This is a genomic window from Synechococcus sp. PCC 7336 (assembly GCF_000332275.1).
Classification (GTDB): Bacteria; Cyanobacteriota; Cyanobacteriia; order Thermostichales; family PCC-7336; genus PCC-7336.
Genome location: NZ_CM001776.1, coordinates 1,632,093 through 1,649,820, shown reverse-complemented (window position 1 = coordinate 1,649,820; position 17,728 = coordinate 1,632,093). Strand labels below are relative to the sequence as shown.

The window sequence follows — 17,728 nt, the reverse complement described above, 5'->3', positions numbered from 1 at the left end:
TCGGACCGGGGGCGATCGCGAGTCTACAACAGCGATTTCACTGAATCTGAGCGCTAGCAGATACACTGCACTGACCCAGCCTGCTTTCTGGGTAACGGGAGTTCGAATGCGGACTGGACCCCTGACTCGAATACAACAAAGTTAATCGCCGTAATGCGTCCACATCCGCAAGACTTTGACAAGGCGTTCCTCCTCGAAGACTTGATAAACCAGACGATGTTGGATATTAATTCTGCGAGAGTAAACCGGGCTTGAGGTGCCTTTGAGCTTCTCAACGCTGGGTGGCGATTGGTAGGGATTGTCAGCCAAAATCGCTAACAGTTTCTCTGCTTTGCCCTTCAGCCCAGCCGAGGCAAGCCTCAGCGAATCTTTCTGCGCTTGCTTGCTATATTTCAACCTCCAAGACATCTATCTCTCTACCAGGGGAGGTCGTCCGCGCAGTCTTCAATGGGCTGCTTCATCCCTGCCTCAATCGAATCCCAAACACCAGATATCGATTTCAGGTAAAGCGTTTCCTGGATCGATCGCCAGTCTTCCTCGCTAACCAGGACGGCACTTCCCCGCTTGCCAGTAATAAAAACGGGTTCGTGAGAGTCGTTGACGCGGTCAACAAGCCCAAACAGTGTTTGTCGAGCCTCAGTGATAGGAATGATATTGGAGTCTGGCATACCGGTATCGTAAACTCTGCCTCTCCTATCGTACGGTATTACGTACAACAGCTGACGGAGTGTCTCGCCCAGTCAAGTGCTTGCCAGTGATGGAGAAGAGTGCGATCCATGTCCCACCGTTCGCGACAGACCGATCGCTACAGTTAGAGTGGGTATGTGGGTCTAAAGTGGGTACTGAGGATTCGAGTGTTACATACATCCGCGAGGACTAGAACTTGACCGATCTGAATGCAGGCGATCGCTTTTCTCTCTCCGATCGACCGGTCGAATCCCAACGGGGAGGATGGCACTGCGTCAGCCATTGCGGTGCCTGTTGCTATCTCGAACCCGACGAGCGGGATGAGTTAGACAGCTATCTCTCGGCCACAGAACTGCAACAGTATCTGGGCATGGTGGGGGAGGATGGTTGGTGCATTCACTACGATCGCCAGCAGCGCCAGTGCAGCATCTACAAGAGTCGTCCCTCCTTTTGCCGCGTAACCCCTCAAACCTTTGGCGTGATGTTTGGCGTCTCGGCTGACGAGCTCCCCCAATATGCGGCGGCCTGCTGTCGGGAACACATTGGAGATATCTACGGCTGCGCCAGCCCGGAGATGGATCGGTTCGATCGCGAGAACGATCTGTAGGTTTGGGGGGGATTTTTGACGGGTAACGTTTTGCGGGGAGTGGTTTCGCCCAATCGCATCCCTCGGTAAGATACTGCAGGTATTGCAAGCAGGCTGATGACTGAGACCTATTATTTTATTGCCGCCAGCAAAGCGTTTATCGAGTCCGAACCGTTGGACGAGGTGTTGGAGGAGCGCAAGCGCAATTACGCGGAGCGCGGCAAGCCGATTGATTTTTTCTATGTGGAGCGGCCCGCGTTTCTGTCTGCACCGGAATTCGATGGGGTGCGGGCGAGGATTGACGCTCCGGCGATCGCGATTGTGTCCTCCGATCCAAAGGCGATCCGCTGGCTGAAGTTGCGGCTAGAATTTGTCGAAATGGGCGAGTTTGTCGCCCCTAGCGATACCATCCCCGATCCGCTCGCCTCGCTGCTCGAATAGACCCCGACTCAATTCGCTTGTGGCCTACACTTGCCCCCGCTGCCGCGACACGTTCTTATTTCAACCGCAGGACTGTCCCACCTGCGCATCCCAACAGGTGCGCAAGCACAAGCATGCCAGGGCGCGCGAGCGTCGAGCGAGCTACGATACGACCCATAGGGTGTCGGAGGCTGAGTTTTGGCAGTTGTTGCGGCTTTACCCCTGCTGCCCCTGCTGCGGTGTTGCCTGGGAACAGACGGAGGGGGCGATCGCCCGCGATCACATTATTCCCCTCAGTCGCGGCGGTCCCAATCGACCTGCTAACCTACAGCCCCTTTGCCAGTCTTGCAACCTGTGGAAATCCGATCGCACGATCTACTTCGAGCGCGCTATTCCGGGCCGTCCCGCTGCCATTCCGACGATTCTGTGGTCGGCGTTCGAGCAGATTGAAGCCTATCGGCCAACGGCGCAGGTGGCCGAGCAACTTTTGCTGGTGCCCATTGCAGACGATCCCGTTTACCCGAATGCCACGCCGGTCGAGCTAGAAGACTTAACGGTGCAGCGGACTTGGGCAGCGATTCAGGCGAGTCGAGGGCGATCGCTGGAGAGTGCAGCAGGCCAGTGAGTGAATTTATAGGGGAAGCGTAACGGTTTGCTGCGAGGCAGCAGCTTGTTCGGCAGCTAGGGCCACCTCAAGCGATCGCAAACTCTCCAGCGCAGACGTGTAAAGGGGTTTCCCCCCTAGAAGATGGTCGATCGCCGCCTGGGTATCTCGGTAAAACAAGCCCCGCCGACTGCCCATATCCACCTTGCGGACGCCATTGCCATCAATCGCCACATTTTGTTCCCCCCCCAACTGAAGCGACCCACTCTCGCCGTGAAGTTCAATCGTGCGGCGCGATCGCCAGAGAGACTCGCCTTTGGCATAGACCACATCCGCCACTGCCCCACTGCAAAACGTCAGTTGAGCCGAACACACACAACTGGAAAAGCGATCGGGCAGATGGGGGCCGCGATAGCGCAATTGGCAAGACACCCGTTCGACAGCACCGAGCAAATCGACTAAGCGATGAATGCGAGAGAGGGCACCGACTAGAGGAAAACCAAATAAATCCGGCTGGTAGGTCCATCGCTGGGGAGCGGGATGGGCGGCCTTGACCGAGACATAGTTGGCGTACAGGATCGAGCCCAAAGCCGGGAGTTCCCGTTTGAGGGCGAGGTGGATGCCACTGAGCAGTTCGACATGCTCCACATGCAGCAGCCGATGTTGGCGTTTGGCTAACTCAATCAGATCCCTGGCCTCCGACAGGTCGAAGGCGATCGGATATTCCACCACCACATGCTTGCCCGCCTCTAACAGTTGGCGGACGATGCTGGCGTGATGGCAATTAATGGTGCTGACAAAGACTAAATCGACATCGAAGTCTCGCAACAGCGCTTCGCAATCCGATAGCGCCTTAGCCTCAAACCCTGCGGCAAATCCGGCTGTGCGATCGCGATCGCGCCCCACAACTGCCACTAATTCGCAGCGCAGCTCCTGTTGCAGAGCTTCCGCCCGCAGGCGTGCAGCATATCCAGTCCCGACAATTCCGACGCGCAAGGCTCACCAGTTCCCGATCGGGCTCCATCTGCCACCAGCATCTCATATCCGTCACGCTCTCATCGGCGGGCAGGTCGCTTAGCCCCAATCTTTCCAACCCCATCGCCAGCGCTTATGCTCTGAACTGATAGAGGTGACTCAGAAAGGCAAAACTGGCATGGCTGCAGCGCGCATTGCTCCCTATGGTTCCTGGAAATCCCCCATCACGTCAGAGGCGATCGTGGCGGACAGCTTGAGACTGGGGGAAATTCGGCTGGATGGCTCCGATATTTATTGGAGCGAAGGGCGTCCCGCTGAAGGGGGACGTCAGGCGATCGTCCGTCGCTCCCCCGATGGAACCGATGTAGATGTGCTGGAGGAATCCTTTAACGCGCGTACCCGCGTTCACGAATATGGTGGCGGAGCCTTCATCGTCAGCGACTCGACGGTGTATTTCTCCAACTTTGCCGACCAGCGACTCTATCGCCAAACTGCCGGACAGTCCGCTGCACCGATCTCGCCCGAGGGAACAGATTTGCGCTATGCCGATGGGGTATTGGATGACCGCCGACAGCGACTGATTTGCGTGAGGGAAGACCACAGTCAAGCGGGTCGGGAGCCTATCAATGCGATCGTGGGAGTCGATCTCAATGCAGAAAGCGTGGGAACGATTCTGGTGGCTGGAGCCGATTTTTATTCTTCCCCCCGACTCAGCCCCGACGGTTCGCAACTGGCTTGGCTGTGCTGGAATCATCCCAATATGCCCTGGGATGGTACTGAGCTTTGGCTGGGGGCGATCGCTTCTGATGGCTCGATCGCAAATTCGCAGAAGATCGCGGGTGGGTTGCAAGAAGCCATCGTGCAACCGGAATGGTCGCCGGATGGAGTGTTGACCTTTGTCAGCGATCGCAGTGGCTGGTGGAATTTGTATCGCTGGCGGGGGAACAGCGTAGAGCCCCTGCTGCCGATGGAGGCCGAATTTGGCTTGCCCCATTGGGTGTTTCGCATGTCCACCTACGGCTTCGAATCGGCAAACTCCCTCATTTGTGCCTACAACCACCAAGGTCTCGGACATTTGGCGCGTCTCAATCTCGACACGCTAGCCGTTACCGAAATTCCAGTCCCGTTTTCCCAGATGGGGGGCCTGCAGGTGGGAGCGGGGCAAGCGGTGTCGATCGCCGCTTCGGCCCAACAGTCTGCGGCGATCGTGCGTTTAGATTTAGCCACGCTGGAGATTGAGGAGCTGCGTCGAGCCAGTACGGTGTCGGTGGAGGAAGCCTACCTTTCGGTGCCGGAGGAAATTGAGTTCCCCACGAGTGGCGATCGCACCGCGTACGCCTTCTATTACCCCCCCAGCAATCCCGATTTTGCAGCTCCAGCAGGCGAACAGCCGCCGCTATTGGTGAAGAGTCACGGCGGCCCCACAGCGGCAACAGCAGCCAGTCTCGATTGGCGGATTCAATATTGGACCAGTCGCGGCTGGGCGGTGTTGGATGTGAATTATGGCGGCAGTACGGGCTACGGGCAGGCTTATCGAGAGCAGTTGAAGGGTCAGTGGGGCGTTGTGGATGTGGATGATTGCGCCAATGGTGCCCTGTATTTAGTGGAGCGCGGCTTGGCGGATGGCGATCGCCTCGCGATCGACGGCAGCAGTGCGGGAGGTTACACGACCCTAGCTGCCCTGACCTTTCGGGATGTGTTTAAGGCAGGGGCCAGTTATTACGGGGTGAGCGATTTAGAGGTACTGGCGCGAGATACCCACAAGTTCGAATCCCGCTATCTGGATAGCTTAGTGGGGCCGTACCCGGAGGCGAAGGCGGTGTACGAGGCGCGATCGCCTATCCACTTTACGGATGAGCTGTCTTGTCCGATTATCTTTTTGCAGGGGAGCGAGGATAAGATTGTGCCCCCCAATCAGGCGGAGTTAATGGTGGAGGCGTTGCGGGTTAAGGGATTGCCAGTCGCGTACGTATTGTTTGAGGGGGAGCAACACGGCTTTCGGCAGGCGAAAAATATCAAGCGAGCTCTGGATGGGGAGATGTATTTCTACGCTCGGGTGTTTGGCTTCGAGTTGGCAGATGATCTGGAGCCAGTGGCGATCGAGAACTTGTAACGCCTTCGAGGTCGTGGCGCTCTTTTCGAGCTTGCATCGCGTACTTCATTGCAGCGTTTGCTTTTTCAACATCTACACGGAGAACACCAGTAGCTCCACGCACGAGCCGGAAATTCGAACGATACTTCGAAACGCCTTTATCTGAAGCGTAGTGTAGATTCATGCTTGCCTCTACATCCTACAAATTAAGCTGTAATCCTATACTTGCATGTCTAGGTTACCCGACTAGCTTGAGGTGCGCCAACACAATAGCAGAGTTATCATTCAATCTTCAGTGGCAGGCATTGGAGGAGATGCCGCTGTCGGCAGGGATGGGGTGGCTTGGGGGTCTGCTCGGAGCTGTGGCAATGGGGTCTGGGCCACTAGATAATCCTCAACGGGGATACCGCCCGTGACGTGCTCTTGCAAAATGCGCTCCACAACCTCGGGCGTCACGGATTGATACCAGTAGCCCCCCGGATAGATCAGCATCACCGGGCCGGGAATGTTGTAATCGCAGCCCCTCAAACAGTTCGCTTTGGTGCGATAAACCCGCAGCTCTCCCTTCTCCAATCCCAAAGTCTTCAAGCGCTTTTTCAAATAGTTCCAAGACTCCAGACCATCAGGCTTGGCACAGCATTTGGGCTTGGTTTGGTCGGCGCACAGAAATAAATGCCAGCCGTAGCTGGGGACAATCGAGGCAGCGGGTTGCTCGATATCTGTCAGCGCAGATGCTTCTGGACTGGGAACTGGGGTAGGAGATTCGGTCATCGGAGAAACTTGATTGGTACTATCTATTGTCCACTCAGAAGCTCTCCCTCACCCCCGCCCCAAACCGCTCATGCGTTCTCTCCTCGCCGCCTTCGTCTTCTACACCATTCTGCCGATTCCTCCCTCGGTTCCCCTCAACTTCGAGCGCGTCGCCCGTTGGCTGCCTTTGGTGGGCCTGACAATTGGAGCCCTGCTGGCGAGCGTAGATTGGCTGTTACATTGGCTGGTGCCCAACGAGATCCGCTCGGTTTTAGTGGTGTGCCTGTGGGTCGGCATCACCGCAGGATTGCATGTGGATGGGGCAATGGATACTGCCGATGGCTTGGCAGCAGGCGATCGCACCTCCGCCGGACTGCAGCGCCGTCTCGCAGCCATGACCGACAGTTATTCCGGTGCCTTTGGCGTCATGGCAGCTATCCTCCTGCTGTTGCTCAAGTACGTCGCCTTGCTACACCTGCCCGAACCCCGCTGGATGGTGCTGCTGTTGGTCCCCGCTTGGGGACGATGGGGGCAATTGCTGGCGATCGCCCTCTACCCCTATCTAAAAGAGCGAGGCAAGGGCCGCTTTCTCAAAGACACCACTCGCCTGCCCCAAGACCTGTGGCCCTCCACACTACTCCTAGTTATCGCATTCGTCGCCCTGCGACAACTGGCCGCCCCGACTTTTCCATTCCCGTTATGGATGGCAGCCAGCGCGGCGATCGCCCTAGCCAGCGGCGCTTGGCTGTACCGGCAACTGGGAGGACATACCGGCGATACCTATGGAGCAGTGGTGGAATGGACGGAGGCGATCGCCTTGGTGGCGGCGACGAGCGCCCTTCCCTAAGCGGCGATCGAGCGCGATCGCCAGCCTCAGCTTTGTAACAACTTGCAACAAAGCAGTCTAGGGGATCGGGTGCCCTTGTATTCTGAACCTGTCTAGGTATCTCTCTATCCCTGTCGCGGTCGGGACTTGAGAGCTTTGCAGGCAACCGTCACAACCCCTGACAGTTGCTCCGTAGCGGCTCTAAACTCGGGCGAGCGAGGCTTAGAATAGTGCCGGTTTTTCATATCTTTCCTCTAGTGTGGCGGGAGAGCCTCTCGCGCTGCGCTGAATTGCTATAAACAGGGAGTTTTCATATCGATGGGTATTAATACATCGGCTGGAACGGTGGTTTCTCGTCCTCGTCTCTACCAAACGGTCCCGGTCTCGACTCTTTCTCAGGCAGAACAGCAGGATCGCTTTCCCACCCCAACAGAGTTAGACCGGCTGGCAGATTTTTACCGGCTCGGGCAGTTGCGCCTTCAGGTGGCCGGTACTATTTCCCAAAACTACGAGGGCATCGTCTCGCAGGCCGCAGGCCGCATCTTTACGGGTGGCGCGGCCATGACTTACCTCGAAAAGCCCTTAGAGGACACTGACGGCACGATGGAGCAATCGAGCAGTTCGGCCCTCGGCACCGAATTTGTGGTGGAGGCAAGCCAAGGCTTCGGGGCAGCACTGCGCAACCTCTTCAGTACGACTAGCGTTGCCATTCCCCCCGGATTTCGGACGATTGACGTCGGTCGCTACGGCACGGCTAACATGACCAAGTCGCTGCGAGATATGGCGTGGTTCCTGCGCTATATCACCTACGCGATCGTGGCGGGCGATCCCAGCATTTTGGCCGTTAACACCCGCAGTCTGCGAGAGATTATCGAGGCCGCTTGCTCTAGCGAGTCAACGCTTGTGGCCCTGAGGGTGATGAAGCAGGCTGCAGGCGAATTATTCGCTAATGCAGCTGAGGCCAAGGCCATCTCCGACCAATATTTCGATGTGGCCCTGACTGAATTTGTCGGTTCGGCCCCCTCCAATCAGGTTCGCCAGCGCAAAGCCTCTACCGGCGTCAAGCTACAGGGTTTGCAACTGCCTCAGATTTATAACGCTGCTGCAGAGCAAGTGCCGGTGTTCAAGATGAAGCCCGGACTGTCTGAGGGCGAAAAGCAGGGGATTCTGAAAGCAGCCTACCGCCAGGTGTTCGAACGCGATATCCGTCGTGCCTACGGCCAAAGCATCAGCGATCTGGAATCGAAGGTGAAAAATGGCGAAATCTCCATGAAGGAGTTTATTCGCCGCTTGGGCAAAACAGAATTCTACCGCAAGCAGTTTTACGAGCCTTTTGTGAACAGCCGCGTGGTGGAATTAGCCTTCCGTCATTTTCTGGGACGCGGCCCCGAAACCACCGAAGAGTTTTCGGCCTATTTTGCGATCGTCACCCAAAAGGGTTTGAATGCGCTGGTGGATGCCTTGGTGGACAGCGCTGAATATGGCGATTACTTTGGCGACGAGATTGTGCCCTATCTGCGCAAGCTGGGGGTAGAAGCCCAGACCAGCGCCAACTGGGGAGCCAAGTTCGACCTGTTTAATTACGCCGCCCCCCGCCGCAAGGTGCCTCAATTTATCACGCTGTTCTCCGATTACAAGGCCCCTCTCCCCGACCAACATGCCTACGGCAAGAGCAACGATTCGCTGGAAATTCAATTTGGGGCCATCTTCCCCAAAGACACCGTCAGCCCCAGTGCCCGTCCGGCATTGGTCAACAAAGACGTGAAGCGTATTTTGATCGCCAGCGGCATTACCCCCGGCAACGGGAAGGCGACCACCACCCCCACCTACCGCACCACGAGCTTGGCTCCAACGGTGGTTCGTCTGGGAGAAACCTCTGTACAGCGGGTCATTTGCACCTGTTATGTGCGGGTGTATGGCTTCGAACCTTACAGTGGCCAGCGGTTGAGTCTGCTAGAGACTCGCTTGTCAAATGGCGACATCACCGTGCGCGAGTTTGTCCGCCAGTTGGCCAAGTCCAAGCTGTTTCGCGATAAGTACTGGTCTACGATGTACGTGGTCAAGGCGATTGAGTTCTTGCATCGCCGCCTGTTGGGTCGTCCGACGTTTGGGCGTCAGGAAATTAATGCGCTCTTCGATATTGCCTCTAAGGATGGCTATTACGCTGTCGTGGATGCCCTTGTGGATAGCAAAGAGTATGTAGACTCATTTGGGGAAGACGCGGTGCCCTACGAGCGGTATGTCACCCCAGGGGGCTTGATGCTGCGCAATATGCGTTTGGGGGCTACGGCTCAAAGCACCACGATTATGGCTCCGATGTGCTCGCCTTTGGTTAGCAATGGACCGAAAATCATGAAGACCGCTATGCGTTAATTCGGCAGGCTCGGCAGGGGGCCATCGCCCTTTCAGAGTTCCGATCGCCCAATCGCGATCGCCAACAGCTCCTCGTTCTGGGGAGCTGTTGATGTTTCAAAAGGTTTGAATTTACAGATATTCGAGCTTACAGCGAAGAGTTTCGGCGACAATCAATTTATTCCTATTGTGTCCGCATTGCTGGGAGTGTGGGTGCGCCGCGAGGTTAACGGCCCGATCGCGACACTTCAAGCATTGGGAGGGAGAAGATTTGATGTTTGACTTTCACGATCGCCTCGCACATCCATATGCCTACGTTGCGATTGGCGAATTTAAATCTGGCAAGTTTGAAGAGGCTCAATTGCTCTATCAAAAGGCAGTATCCACCTATGCACAGGGGTTTAAGGGGGCTTATTTGCTGCGGGAGCCCGATAGCGATCGCGGCATTTCCGTAATTTTTTGGGATACGCGGGAGGCGATGGAGGCAAATAAGGGCAATGTCTACCATTCGATTTTGAGACAGATGGCTCCGTTGTTTGCGGCCAAGCCCGTGACGGGAAATTATGAAATTGCCTGTACGGTAGACCCGACAACAGCTCATTAAAGGAAGGAGGGCGGGAGACTGGAGTGTGATTCTTCGATAAGGTGAGGGCACCCTCTCAATTCGCCACATGCCCCTGAATTCTGTCGCTCGAACCGCCAGTTCTGCGAAACCGATCGCCGAGCCAGCCCTCAAACCCCCGTTGAAATGGGCGGGGGGGAAGCGGTGGCTCGTGCCTCAATTACTCGAATTGTGGCAGCCCTATCGCGATCGTCGCTTGCTGGAGCCGTTTGTGGGGGGAATGGCGATCGCCTTGGGGTTGCGTCCCGAGCGGGCAATTCTCAATGACACCAACGAGCATTTAATTAACTTTTATCGCTGGTTGCAGCGGGGATTGCAGATCGAGCGCGAGCTGTCCAATAACAAGGAGCTGTATTACCAGTACCGCACGGAATTCAACCAGCTAGTGGAGGCGGGTCGAGCTGATAGCTGCGAAGCTGCCGAGTTGTTTTACTATCTCAATCGCACTGGCTTTAACGGGTTGTGTCGGTTCAATCGCAACAACCAATTTAATGTCCCTTTCGGTCGCTATAAGACAATCAATTACCAGCGCAACTTTCAACCTTATCGCCCGCTATTCGAGACTTGGACAATTCGGCACGGCGACTTCGACACAGTGCCGCGTCAGGCCGATGATTTCATTTATGCCGATCCCCCCTACGATGTCGAGTTCACCACCTATAGCGCCAAGGGATTTGATTGGTTGGAACAGGTCCGTTTGGCAGAGTGGCTGGCCCGACACGAAGGGCCGGTGGTGGCGTCAAACCAGGCAACCGAGCGTATTTGCAGGCTCTACCGCAGCTTAGGATTTACGGTAGACACTCTGCCGGGACCGCGACGAATTTCTTGTACGGGCGATCGCACCCCTGCTTTAGAGATATTGGCAACGAAGGGATTCTAGAGTTTCTCTGGGGAAGCGTCCAAAACTTTTTTTGAAACCGGAGGACTGGGACGACAGGACAGGTCAATCGCCTGCAAATGTATGTAGATCGCTTTCGCTGTAGGCTAGATTCAAAGACATCTCAGGCTGCTGCAGATGCATGTCAGAGTACACCTCGTCGTCACCATCCGGGAATACACTCTGCTGTGTTTTGCCGACAGCCGAGGCTGTCATTTTCAAGTGCTCGCCTGTTCGGGCACCCTTTATCGAGACGAACAAACTTTCTCCTCCCCTCAGGCTGCCGAATGGGGCGGGCGAGAATGGATTCGCACCCACAGCCAAACTTGATGGAAACGTTCTCCCGAGCCATCGGATAGCCTTTACGAATTAATTTTCCGAGTGCGGCACGATTTTAGGCATCTTTTGTGCTAGCTCAATCAAAGATCTAAGTGCATCATTGACAGAACTTGGAGTATTGAAGACATTAGCCACATCTTCATCAAGAATAACCACTCTAGAATTATGACTGGGAGCAAAACGGTTAGGTTTAGCTTTTCGATAATCCAACTGATACTCAGCTTCCATATCGTCTTCAATATTATTAGGCTCGGGGGAATAAGTTGGATTCATAGTCATTGAGTTCTCGACGAGTTGCGGGACGGGCGCTGATGAGGCGAATTGATTTTGAACGCTCTGTAAAACAAACTAGCAATTACAAACCGCTTATTACTAGGGGCGATCGCCAACCACTTCCAGCTCTGGCTCAACCGTTTCTACCGGAGGACTCTCGACTTCGATCGCCGGAGGGTAGAGAGCGACAGGAACCTCGTTGAGGCGGACCTCCAGCGGGGCGACTTTCGCAATCAGATCGATAAAGAAACGGTAATCGGGAGGATCGGCATTGGGAATAAACCCGACCTCCGAGGCGATTTGAGGGGGGGCATCGTTCATTGCTTGACGGACAATCTCCTGTAGGTTGAGCTCGACAGCAGGCCCGATCGCCACCACACCGGCGGGCAGGCTGCGGCTGGTGTGGATCGTCCGAAACTGTGCCCCATCAAATTCCCCCCGATAGCGCTCGAACTCCGATTTAGCCAACGCCCCGGCGGCCGCTTCTCCCGTATGGATCGCCATCAACACCTGGCGCGGCGTGGGTTCGAGCGAAACTTCGGCTAAGGTCAGACCAAACATGTCGTAGAGGGGCAGATAGTAGCCAGTCGCCGAGCCCGGTTGTCCCAGAGCGACCGCTTGACCTTTGAGATCGGCGATCGCCTCAATGGGGCTATCTTCCCGCACCACCAAAACCGAGCGCACCACATTACTCGACCGACCTTGAAGGGGAAAGAGAGAACTGTATTGCGCTTGCGCGATCGCAACCGCAGCTAATCCCGGCGGGGCAAACACCAGCGACCAGTGACGTCTGCGAATTTCTTCGAGGGCCTTGACCTCGTTAAAGGCAGGCTCCAGCTCCACCACCGAATGGGTTTGCAAAGCCAAATAGTCGCGGAAAGACTCGTATCGATCGAGGGACTGGCTCCCTTCTCCATAGGCCACTACACCCACGATCAAGCGATTGACCGGCACCGGGGCGCTGGCCGCACACCCCACCAACAGCGCCGCAATCAACAGCACAACCACTCGACAAACTCGCATGGAACCTCGATCTCAGCTCGGGAAAGTCGTAAACATCCTAAGCATAGAGTGCCCGAAACATAATCGGTAGTAAGATTTTATCTCAGTTCTTCAAGGCAGTGCGGTCGAACAATGTTTCGCAATCTTAAAATTGGTCAGAAATTTAGTCTGACATTAATCGTTATTTTCACCATCAGCTTCTTGGTGACCGGAGGCGCTTTTATTGCCATTCTCAATCGCAATGCTGAAGGTCAGATTGCTTCCAAAGCAGTTATTCTGCTCAGGACGATGATTTCGGTGCGGAACTACACCAGCCAGCAGGTGCGCCCCGAGCTGGCCGATCGCCTCCAGACTGAGGCCGAATTCATCCCGCAAACGGTACCCGCTTACTCCGCCCGCGAAGTGTTTGAGGATTTGCGCAGCGATCCAGACTATAGTGAATTCTTTTATAAAGAAGCCACCCTCAACCCCACTAACTTGCGCGATAAAGCCGATCGGTTCGAGGCCGATATCGTGGAGCGGTTTCGGCAAGCCAGCGGGCTAGATGAATTGCGGGGCTACCGCTCGACCCCTTCCGGCGAGCTTTTCTATATTGCCCGACCCATTTCGATCTCGAAGGAGAGCTGCCTGGAATGCCACGGAGTTCCTTCAGACGCTCCCGCCAGCCAACTGGCTACCTACGGTCGAGAGAACGGCTTTGGCTGGCAATTGAACGAAGTGGTTGGGGCTCAGATTATTTCGGTGCCTGCCAGCGGCGTTTTCCTCAACGCTCGACAAGCCTTGCTGATTTTGATGGGGATTGTGGCGATCGCCTTTACGGTCTCGATTCTGCTGACCAATATCTTTCTCCAGCAGGTGGTGATTCGCCCCTTGATGAAAATGGCTCGAGTGGCCGACGAAATTAGTAAAGGGAAAATGGATTCTGAATTTGCCCAAACCTCAAAAGATGAGGTGGGGATCTTGGCGGCAGCGTTCAATCGCATGCGGGCTAGTTTGGTGGTGGCCATGAAAATGTTGGACCGGCAAAACGACTAGTCGGATGGCTGCCTCCAGGCGAGCAGGCGATCGCGCAGTTCTTTCGCGGCTTGCGGCTCGGTCACCTCTTCCACAAGGGCATCCACGAGCTGCGGGCGCGAGAGGCTGGGGGTTTCATTCAGCACCCTTCTGACTAACAGTGAAGCGATCGGGCCAATGGCTTGAGTCAATTCTTGGCGGCAGTAGTGCATAAAGGCTTCGTCTTGGCCGATCGCAGCAGTGACAGCCGTAGAGGTTGCAGAGTTTTTAGCTGGCGGGTCTGCAACAGGAGGCGGCGGGGTCAGAGGTTCTGGAGGTGAGGCGAGGGCATCTCGATGCAACAGGCGTTCGGCTTGCTGGCGAAAAGCTTTGACGCTGCTAGCTGGAATCCACTGGGAGATCTCGGCAATCAGCTCTTTCCCATCGCTCGATTGGGCTAAGGCTTGATGGACGGTGAGTTTGCCGATGGGTCCCATATGCTCGATAACCAGCTCGGTCAATTGGATTTGAGTGCTCGGCAAGACTGAGAAAGGCGGTTTCCGGACGCTGGCGGCGATCGCGGGACTGCTCTCCTGTAGAGCGGACTGGGGTGCGTTCGGAGCAATATCCTCGACCTCGCGCGCAGGCGTTAGCGGTGAAGGGGTTGCAACCAGCCCCTCAGATAATTCGTCGGACGGCGCAAGCTCTAACGGTACGTTTTTGATGGAGGCAACTGAGGTTCTCCCCTCCATCGCTGCCATTAATATTTGATAAACGTGAACGGGTTCTTGAATATTCTTCAGATCGCGCGGCCCTAAATAGGTTGCTTTTAAGGTGAGTCGTTTTTTGACAACATCGTAAACCGTTTGAGACATGCAAACGCCACCGGGTTGGGCCTCCCCCTGCAGGCGGGCTGCAATATTGACCCCATCGCCCATGACATCCGTTTCGCTCACAAACACATCCCCCAAGTGAATGCCGCAGCGATGCCACAACGCATCACTTTCCGGCAGGCTGTTGGCTGCACGGGCCATGGCATGCTGAAATTCTTGGGCGCAGGTTACTGCCCGGAAGGCACTGGAAAAATAGATCAGCAAGCCATCGCCAGTGAATTTGAGTACGTGCCCGCCATGCTGCTTGCAGAGCTGAGACATGATGTTGAGATCGCGCTGAACCAAATTCAAGGTATGTTCTTCTGCCTGACCGACGCGCGCACTAAAATCGACGACATCAGTAAACACGATTGCAGCTAGGGTTCTTTGTCCGAGCGAGGTTAGGGGTGCTTCTGAATTCATCTCTTATCGTAATGAGGTCGCACGTTTGTCTGTTCCAATCGCATCCTCTAACTTGCCCGACCTGCCAGCGCGATCGGCAATGGGTCGAATCCTTGCAGGGTTGCCAGCGAAACCCGATGGGCGGGCGAGACTCCATCGAAACACCCTAGCGTAGAACAGTAAGGGAACGGCAATTGTGCTCAGCTTATCGCCAACTGGCTTGAATACCCAGCTTTAGCGCTACTTGCCCTTTCTCTGCGATCGCCTTTTCTGTCAGGATGCACGAGGTATGACTGGATCTGACCGACTCCTCGCAATTGTTATGGCTCGACTTTCTCAAGACTTAGATACTTTTTTACAGAGTCCCGACCGGGGGGACAGAATTTCTCTCAAAGATATCCAATTGCTAGCGGGCGAGCGCGGCTTCGGCTTCTTTCTCGTGCTGTTAGCGCTGCCGTCTGGGTTGCCGATTCCGGCGGCGGGGTATTCGGTTCCGTTTGGGGTGGCGCTATTCTTCCTAGCGACTCAGATGATCGCAGGTACTCCTCAGCCTTGGTTGCCGGGGGAGATCGCCCGCTGGTCGGTGCCGACGGCATTTGCCACGTCGGTGTTAGGGAAGGGGAGATGGTTGCTGAGCAAAATTGAGCTAATTGCGCGACCGCGCTGGCCCTGGATGTGTCAGAGATCGCTGGGGCGGCGAGTCTTGGGCATGGCGATCGCTCTGATGGCGATATCGATGATGCTGCCTTTTCCGCTCACGAATACTGCACCTGCGTTTTCCATTGTGGTGATGGGGGCGGGGTTGCTGGAGGATGACGGACCGATCGCGGCGATCGGGTTGCTGCTCTCGGGTTTGGCAGCGGCGTTGACCTTATCGATCCTGCTGCTGCTCAAGGCCGGACTGGAACAAGTGCCGGGGGCATTGCAATGGCTGCAACGGCTGTTGGAAGAGAAGGGGGCTTGAGCTGCTCGAACGAGTTCCTTGCCTGCGATAAGCGATACCAAAATGATTGCCAGTCAGGCTGACAATTTTCAGGAAATCCTCATTCTGAGTAAAGAGCACTCGCTTTGATTGACAAGCAAATTCTACTTGTGCATCATCGCTCTTCGCTCGCAATCCTGCCTCAACAGTAGTCGTCACATCAATGCCGCGATGGCGTAACTCACGGGCAATCACTGATTTAACCTGTTCGTCTAACTGTAACCGAATCCGATTACTCACCACGAATAGCCCTTATCTTTTCTTGCAAAAGAGAAGGAGAGCTGTTAAACCGAGTCTGGTCTGAAACCCGTAGTTTTGATGAGACATCGATTAGTCTCTCTCACTAGCGCTGTCGATCGCTGCATTCGCCCCCTAAATCTCCCATTCTGGGGGACTTGACGACAGTGCTAGCTGGGGTTTGGAGACGGGGAAGACAAACCGGCGAATCGCAGTCATTAAAGTTGTAGAACGAAGCCAATAGCCTCTCACAAGTCCCCCACTGGTGGGGGATTTAGGGGGCCGAGTGCAACGCCTGAAAACTCCAGATCTCAACGTTGAATAGGCATCAATAAGCCTCACGCTAACACTCAAAAATCTAACTCTATAAACAAATCGGCGAGCGCCAACGAAAACCCCGGCACAATATCTTCTCCATCGAGGCTGTCTCCAACTAGTAATAGGCGATCGGGTTGGGGAGAATGATAGACCAGAACAAACTTTTCATCTGGATGAATCACCCAAACCAATCGCGTCCCGTTCTCAAAAAACTCCACAATCTTTCTATGAACTTCCTCAATTGTGTTGTTGGGAGACAAGATTTCGACTGCCAGATCGGGAGTCCCCTCAAAAAAACCTTTAGGCAAGCGTTTGATACCTTTCAGTCTTTCCTTAGCAACAAAGCCAACATCGGGCGACCGTTTATTGCCCTCCTTCATGGCAAAGGCCGTACTGGAATCGCAAACTACTCCCAGCTTCTCAGAACGAGCATAGAACTCCAAAGCCCCGCCCAGAAAGATGCCAATATTGCCATGCTCCATCCCGGAGTTGCCTATATCGACCACTTCTCCGTTCAGCAACTCATAACGGCCCCCATCTTTAGGCAGCGCCAAAAACTCTGCATCCGTCCAAACTTTCTTGCCAGCAGCAACAGTCACGGGTTCACTTACATAGCGATAGGCCGATACTAGCACTGACGTCAGGCCACTTCATCCCCCCGCAACCCTTAAAGATAGCGAGTCAACTCGACGCGATAGCGACCTTTCTTTGTGGTCGAAACCTCCCCCACCTGCACCCGACCGCGACCGCGAATCGCAATCAGATCGCCCGTCGCCACCGGACGGCTAGCCTGAGTAATGGTTTTCCAATTGACCTTGACCTCCCCCGTTTGAATATCGCCCGCCATACGACTGCGGGAGGTGCTAAACCCTGCCGAGGCGATCGCATCCAGCCGCATCGACGCTTCAACCGTGGTAATAGACTTCGTACGAGGAGGCCGAACCCTCAATGCCTCAATAGAAATCTGCTTGGTTTTCACCGGCACCGATCGCACCTGGGTCAAACTCATTTCTAGATGGGGTACCAACTGCGGCTCCAAGACAATCTGAGCCCCCTGCTCTCCGACCGCTAAAATATCCCCCACCTTCTCGCGGACGATGCCCGTGGCCAAAATGCTGCCCAAAAAGTCTCGATGGGTGGCGGTATCGAACAAAAAATTGCCCCGCACTTCGATCGCCGCCAGCTCCACCACCGCTTTGGCCAGTGCTTGGGGATCGTCGCCAGGAGAAGCAATCAGCATGGAGGGGGGAGCGATCGCCAATCGCTGTCGCTCCGCTTGAGGATAGCCGCCCCAAGCAACCGTTTCGACTTCGGCGAGCGGCTCGAAAATCGCCATCGCCTCTGCCAGCTCTGGTGGGGATAAAAAGTCAGAGCATACCACTTCCCACGTTTTCATGGCCCGTTCGGCTAAATCGAGGGTACGGGCGATCGCCTCGCGATGTTCGACCCGCTGTAATAGTTCCGATCGCGGCAAAAGGTGCCCTGTAGTTTCCACAGATTTCAAGCGTAGATTAACTCA

21 protein-coding genes are annotated in these 17,728 nt (G+C 55.3%); 11 read left to right on the top strand and 10 right to left on the bottom strand.

Annotation, left to right across the window (positions count from 1 at the left end):
* Nucleotides 1–141 precede the first annotated feature (141 nt).
* Both SYN7336_RS07885 and SYN7336_RS07880 read right to left on the bottom strand, forming a co-directional pair.
* A complete protein-coding gene (locus tag SYN7336_RS07885; RefSeq protein WP_017325388.1) occupies nt 142–408 on the bottom strand; it encodes a Txe/YoeB family addiction module toxin in 267 nt (88 codons plus the stop codon).
* Between the two features lie 8 nt (nt 409–416).
* Nucleotides 417–668 carry a type II toxin-antitoxin system Phd/YefM family antitoxin gene (locus tag SYN7336_RS07880; protein ID WP_017325387.1) on the bottom strand — a complete coding sequence of 84 codons (252 nt, stop codon included), beginning with the start codon at nt 666–668 and terminating at the stop codon, nt 417–419.
* A 215-nt stretch (nt 669–883) separates the two neighbouring features.
* On the opposite strand from SYN7336_RS07880, the gene SYN7336_RS07875 reads away from it, so the two are divergent.
* The 3 genes from SYN7336_RS07875 to SYN7336_RS24980 all read left to right on the top strand — a co-directional run bounded on the left by SYN7336_RS07875 (nt 884) and on the right by SYN7336_RS24980 (nt 2,318).
* The gene (locus tag SYN7336_RS07875; RefSeq protein ID WP_017325386.1) at nt 884–1,294 is read left to right on the top strand and encodes a YkgJ family cysteine cluster protein; all 411 of its coding nucleotides are present in this window, start codon (nt 884–886) and stop codon (nt 1,292–1,294) included.
* Nucleotides 1,295–1,390: 96 nt separating this feature from the next.
* Nucleotides 1,391–1,714, top strand: a complete 324-nt coding sequence (locus SYN7336_RS07870; protein WP_017325385.1) for an MgPME-cyclase complex family protein — start codon at nt 1,391–1,393, stop codon at nt 1,712–1,714.
* A gap of 19 nt (nt 1,715–1,733) precedes the next feature.
* Nucleotides 1,734–2,318, top strand: coding sequence for an HNH endonuclease (locus SYN7336_RS24980; protein ID WP_017325384.1), 585 nt, complete (start codon nt 1,734–1,736; stop codon nt 2,316–2,318).
* A 6-nt stretch (nt 2,319–2,324) separates the two neighbouring features.
* Here the strand turns inward: SYN7336_RS24980 and SYN7336_RS07860 are convergent, their stop codons facing one another.
* Nucleotides 2,325–3,293: a Gfo/Idh/MocA family protein gene (locus SYN7336_RS07860; RefSeq protein WP_017325383.1), complete on the bottom strand. Its 969-nt coding sequence runs from the start codon at nt 3,291–3,293 to the stop codon at nt 2,325–2,327.
* A 157-nt stretch (nt 3,294–3,450) separates the two neighbouring features.
* Between SYN7336_RS07860 and SYN7336_RS07855 the strand changes: the two genes are divergently transcribed.
* Complete coding sequence (locus tag SYN7336_RS07855) at nt 3,451–5,385, top strand: prolyl oligopeptidase family serine peptidase (RefSeq protein WP_026100806.1); 1,935 nt, start codon at nt 3,451–3,453, stop codon at nt 5,383–5,385.
* 264 nt (nt 5,386–5,649) lie between these two features.
* Here SYN7336_RS07855 and SYN7336_RS07850 read toward each other — a convergent pair whose 3' ends face one another.
* The gene (locus tag SYN7336_RS07850) at nt 5,650–6,135 is read right to left on the bottom strand and encodes a ferredoxin (RefSeq protein ID WP_017325381.1); all 486 of its coding nucleotides are present in this window, start codon (nt 6,133–6,135) and stop codon (nt 5,650–5,652) included.
* Nucleotides 6,136–6,205: 70 nt separating this feature from the next.
* On the opposite strand from SYN7336_RS07850, the gene cobS reads away from it, so the two are divergent.
* The 5 genes from cobS (at nt 6,206) to SYN7336_RS30690 (ending at nt 11,121) form a co-directional block, all read left to right on the top strand.
* The gene (gene cobS, locus SYN7336_RS07845) at nt 6,206–6,961 is read left to right on the top strand and encodes an adenosylcobinamide-GDP ribazoletransferase (RefSeq protein ID WP_017325380.1); all 756 of its coding nucleotides are present in this window, start codon (nt 6,206–6,208) and stop codon (nt 6,959–6,961) included.
* A 297-nt stretch (nt 6,962–7,258) separates the two neighbouring features.
* Nucleotides 7,259–9,313 carry a phycobilisome rod-core linker polypeptide gene (locus SYN7336_RS07840; protein WP_017325379.1) on the top strand — a complete coding sequence of 685 codons (2,055 nt, stop codon included), beginning with the start codon at nt 7,259–7,261 and terminating at the stop codon, nt 9,311–9,313.
* Nucleotides 9,314–9,566: 253 nt separating this feature from the next.
* Nucleotides 9,567–9,896 carry an antibiotic biosynthesis monooxygenase gene (locus SYN7336_RS07835; protein WP_017325378.1) on the top strand — a complete coding sequence of 110 codons (330 nt, stop codon included), beginning with the start codon at nt 9,567–9,569 and terminating at the stop codon, nt 9,894–9,896.
* A gap of 67 nt (nt 9,897–9,963) precedes the next feature.
* The gene (locus tag SYN7336_RS07830) at nt 9,964–10,794 is read left to right on the top strand and encodes a Dam family site-specific DNA-(adenine-N6)-methyltransferase (RefSeq protein ID WP_017325377.1); all 831 of its coding nucleotides are present in this window, start codon (nt 9,964–9,966) and stop codon (nt 10,792–10,794) included.
* A gap of 135 nt (nt 10,795–10,929) precedes the next feature.
* Entirely contained in the window at nt 10,930–11,121 is a 192-nt protein-coding gene (locus tag SYN7336_RS30690; RefSeq protein WP_156820078.1) for a hypothetical protein, read from the top strand.
* A 39-nt stretch (nt 11,122–11,160) separates the two neighbouring features.
* Here the strand turns inward: SYN7336_RS30690 and SYN7336_RS28745 are convergent, their stop codons facing one another.
* Complete coding sequence (locus tag SYN7336_RS28745) at nt 11,161–11,403, bottom strand: hypothetical protein (RefSeq protein WP_071590758.1); 243 nt, start codon at nt 11,401–11,403, stop codon at nt 11,161–11,163.
* 99 nt (nt 11,404–11,502) lie between these two features.
* Nucleotides 11,503–12,426, bottom strand: a complete 924-nt coding sequence (locus SYN7336_RS07815; RefSeq protein WP_017325374.1) for a phosphate/phosphite/phosphonate ABC transporter substrate-binding protein — start codon at nt 12,424–12,426, stop codon at nt 11,503–11,505.
* Nucleotides 12,427–12,537: 111 nt separating this feature from the next.
* Here SYN7336_RS07815 and SYN7336_RS07810 point away from each other — a divergent pair, with 111 nt between their 5' ends.
* Nucleotides 12,538–13,440, top strand: coding sequence for a DUF3365 domain-containing protein (locus SYN7336_RS07810; RefSeq protein WP_017325373.1), 903 nt, complete (start codon nt 12,538–12,540; stop codon nt 13,438–13,440).
* On the opposite strand, the gene SYN7336_RS27795 is transcribed toward SYN7336_RS07810, so the two are convergent.
* Nucleotides 13,437–14,693 (bottom strand): adenylate/guanylate cyclase domain-containing protein, encoded by a 1,257-nt coding sequence (locus SYN7336_RS27795; RefSeq protein WP_017325372.1) that lies wholly within the window; start codon nt 14,691–14,693, stop codon nt 13,437–13,439. The two genes, SYN7336_RS07810 and SYN7336_RS27795, sit on opposite strands and share 4 nt — an antisense overlap.
* 301 nt (nt 14,694–14,994) lie before the next feature.
* Here SYN7336_RS27795 and SYN7336_RS07800 point away from each other — a divergent pair, with 301 nt between their 5' ends.
* Nucleotides 14,995–15,636 carry an exopolysaccharide biosynthesis protein gene (locus SYN7336_RS07800; RefSeq protein WP_026100804.1) on the top strand — a complete coding sequence of 214 codons (642 nt, stop codon included), beginning with the start codon at nt 14,995–14,997 and terminating at the stop codon, nt 15,634–15,636.
* Here SYN7336_RS07800 and SYN7336_RS32940 read toward each other — a convergent pair.
* The 3 genes from SYN7336_RS32940 to SYN7336_RS07790 form a co-directional block, all read right to left on the bottom strand.
* Nucleotides 15,544–15,894 (bottom strand): DUF5615 family PIN-like protein, encoded by a 351-nt coding sequence (locus SYN7336_RS32940; protein WP_071590869.1) that lies wholly within the window; start codon nt 15,892–15,894, stop codon nt 15,544–15,546. The genes SYN7336_RS07800 and SYN7336_RS32940 overlap by 93 nt on opposite strands.
* Before the next feature lie 347 nt (nt 15,895–16,241).
* Nucleotides 16,242–16,808: a Uma2 family endonuclease gene (locus tag SYN7336_RS07795; RefSeq protein ID WP_017325370.1), complete on the bottom strand. Its 567-nt coding sequence runs from the start codon at nt 16,806–16,808 to the stop codon at nt 16,242–16,244.
* 68 nt (nt 16,809–16,876) lie between these two features.
* Nucleotides 16,877–17,704, bottom strand: coding sequence for a photosystem II S4 domain protein (locus SYN7336_RS07790; RefSeq protein ID WP_017325369.1), 828 nt, complete (start codon nt 17,702–17,704; stop codon nt 16,877–16,879).
* Nucleotides 17,705–17,728 lie beyond the last annotated feature (24 nt).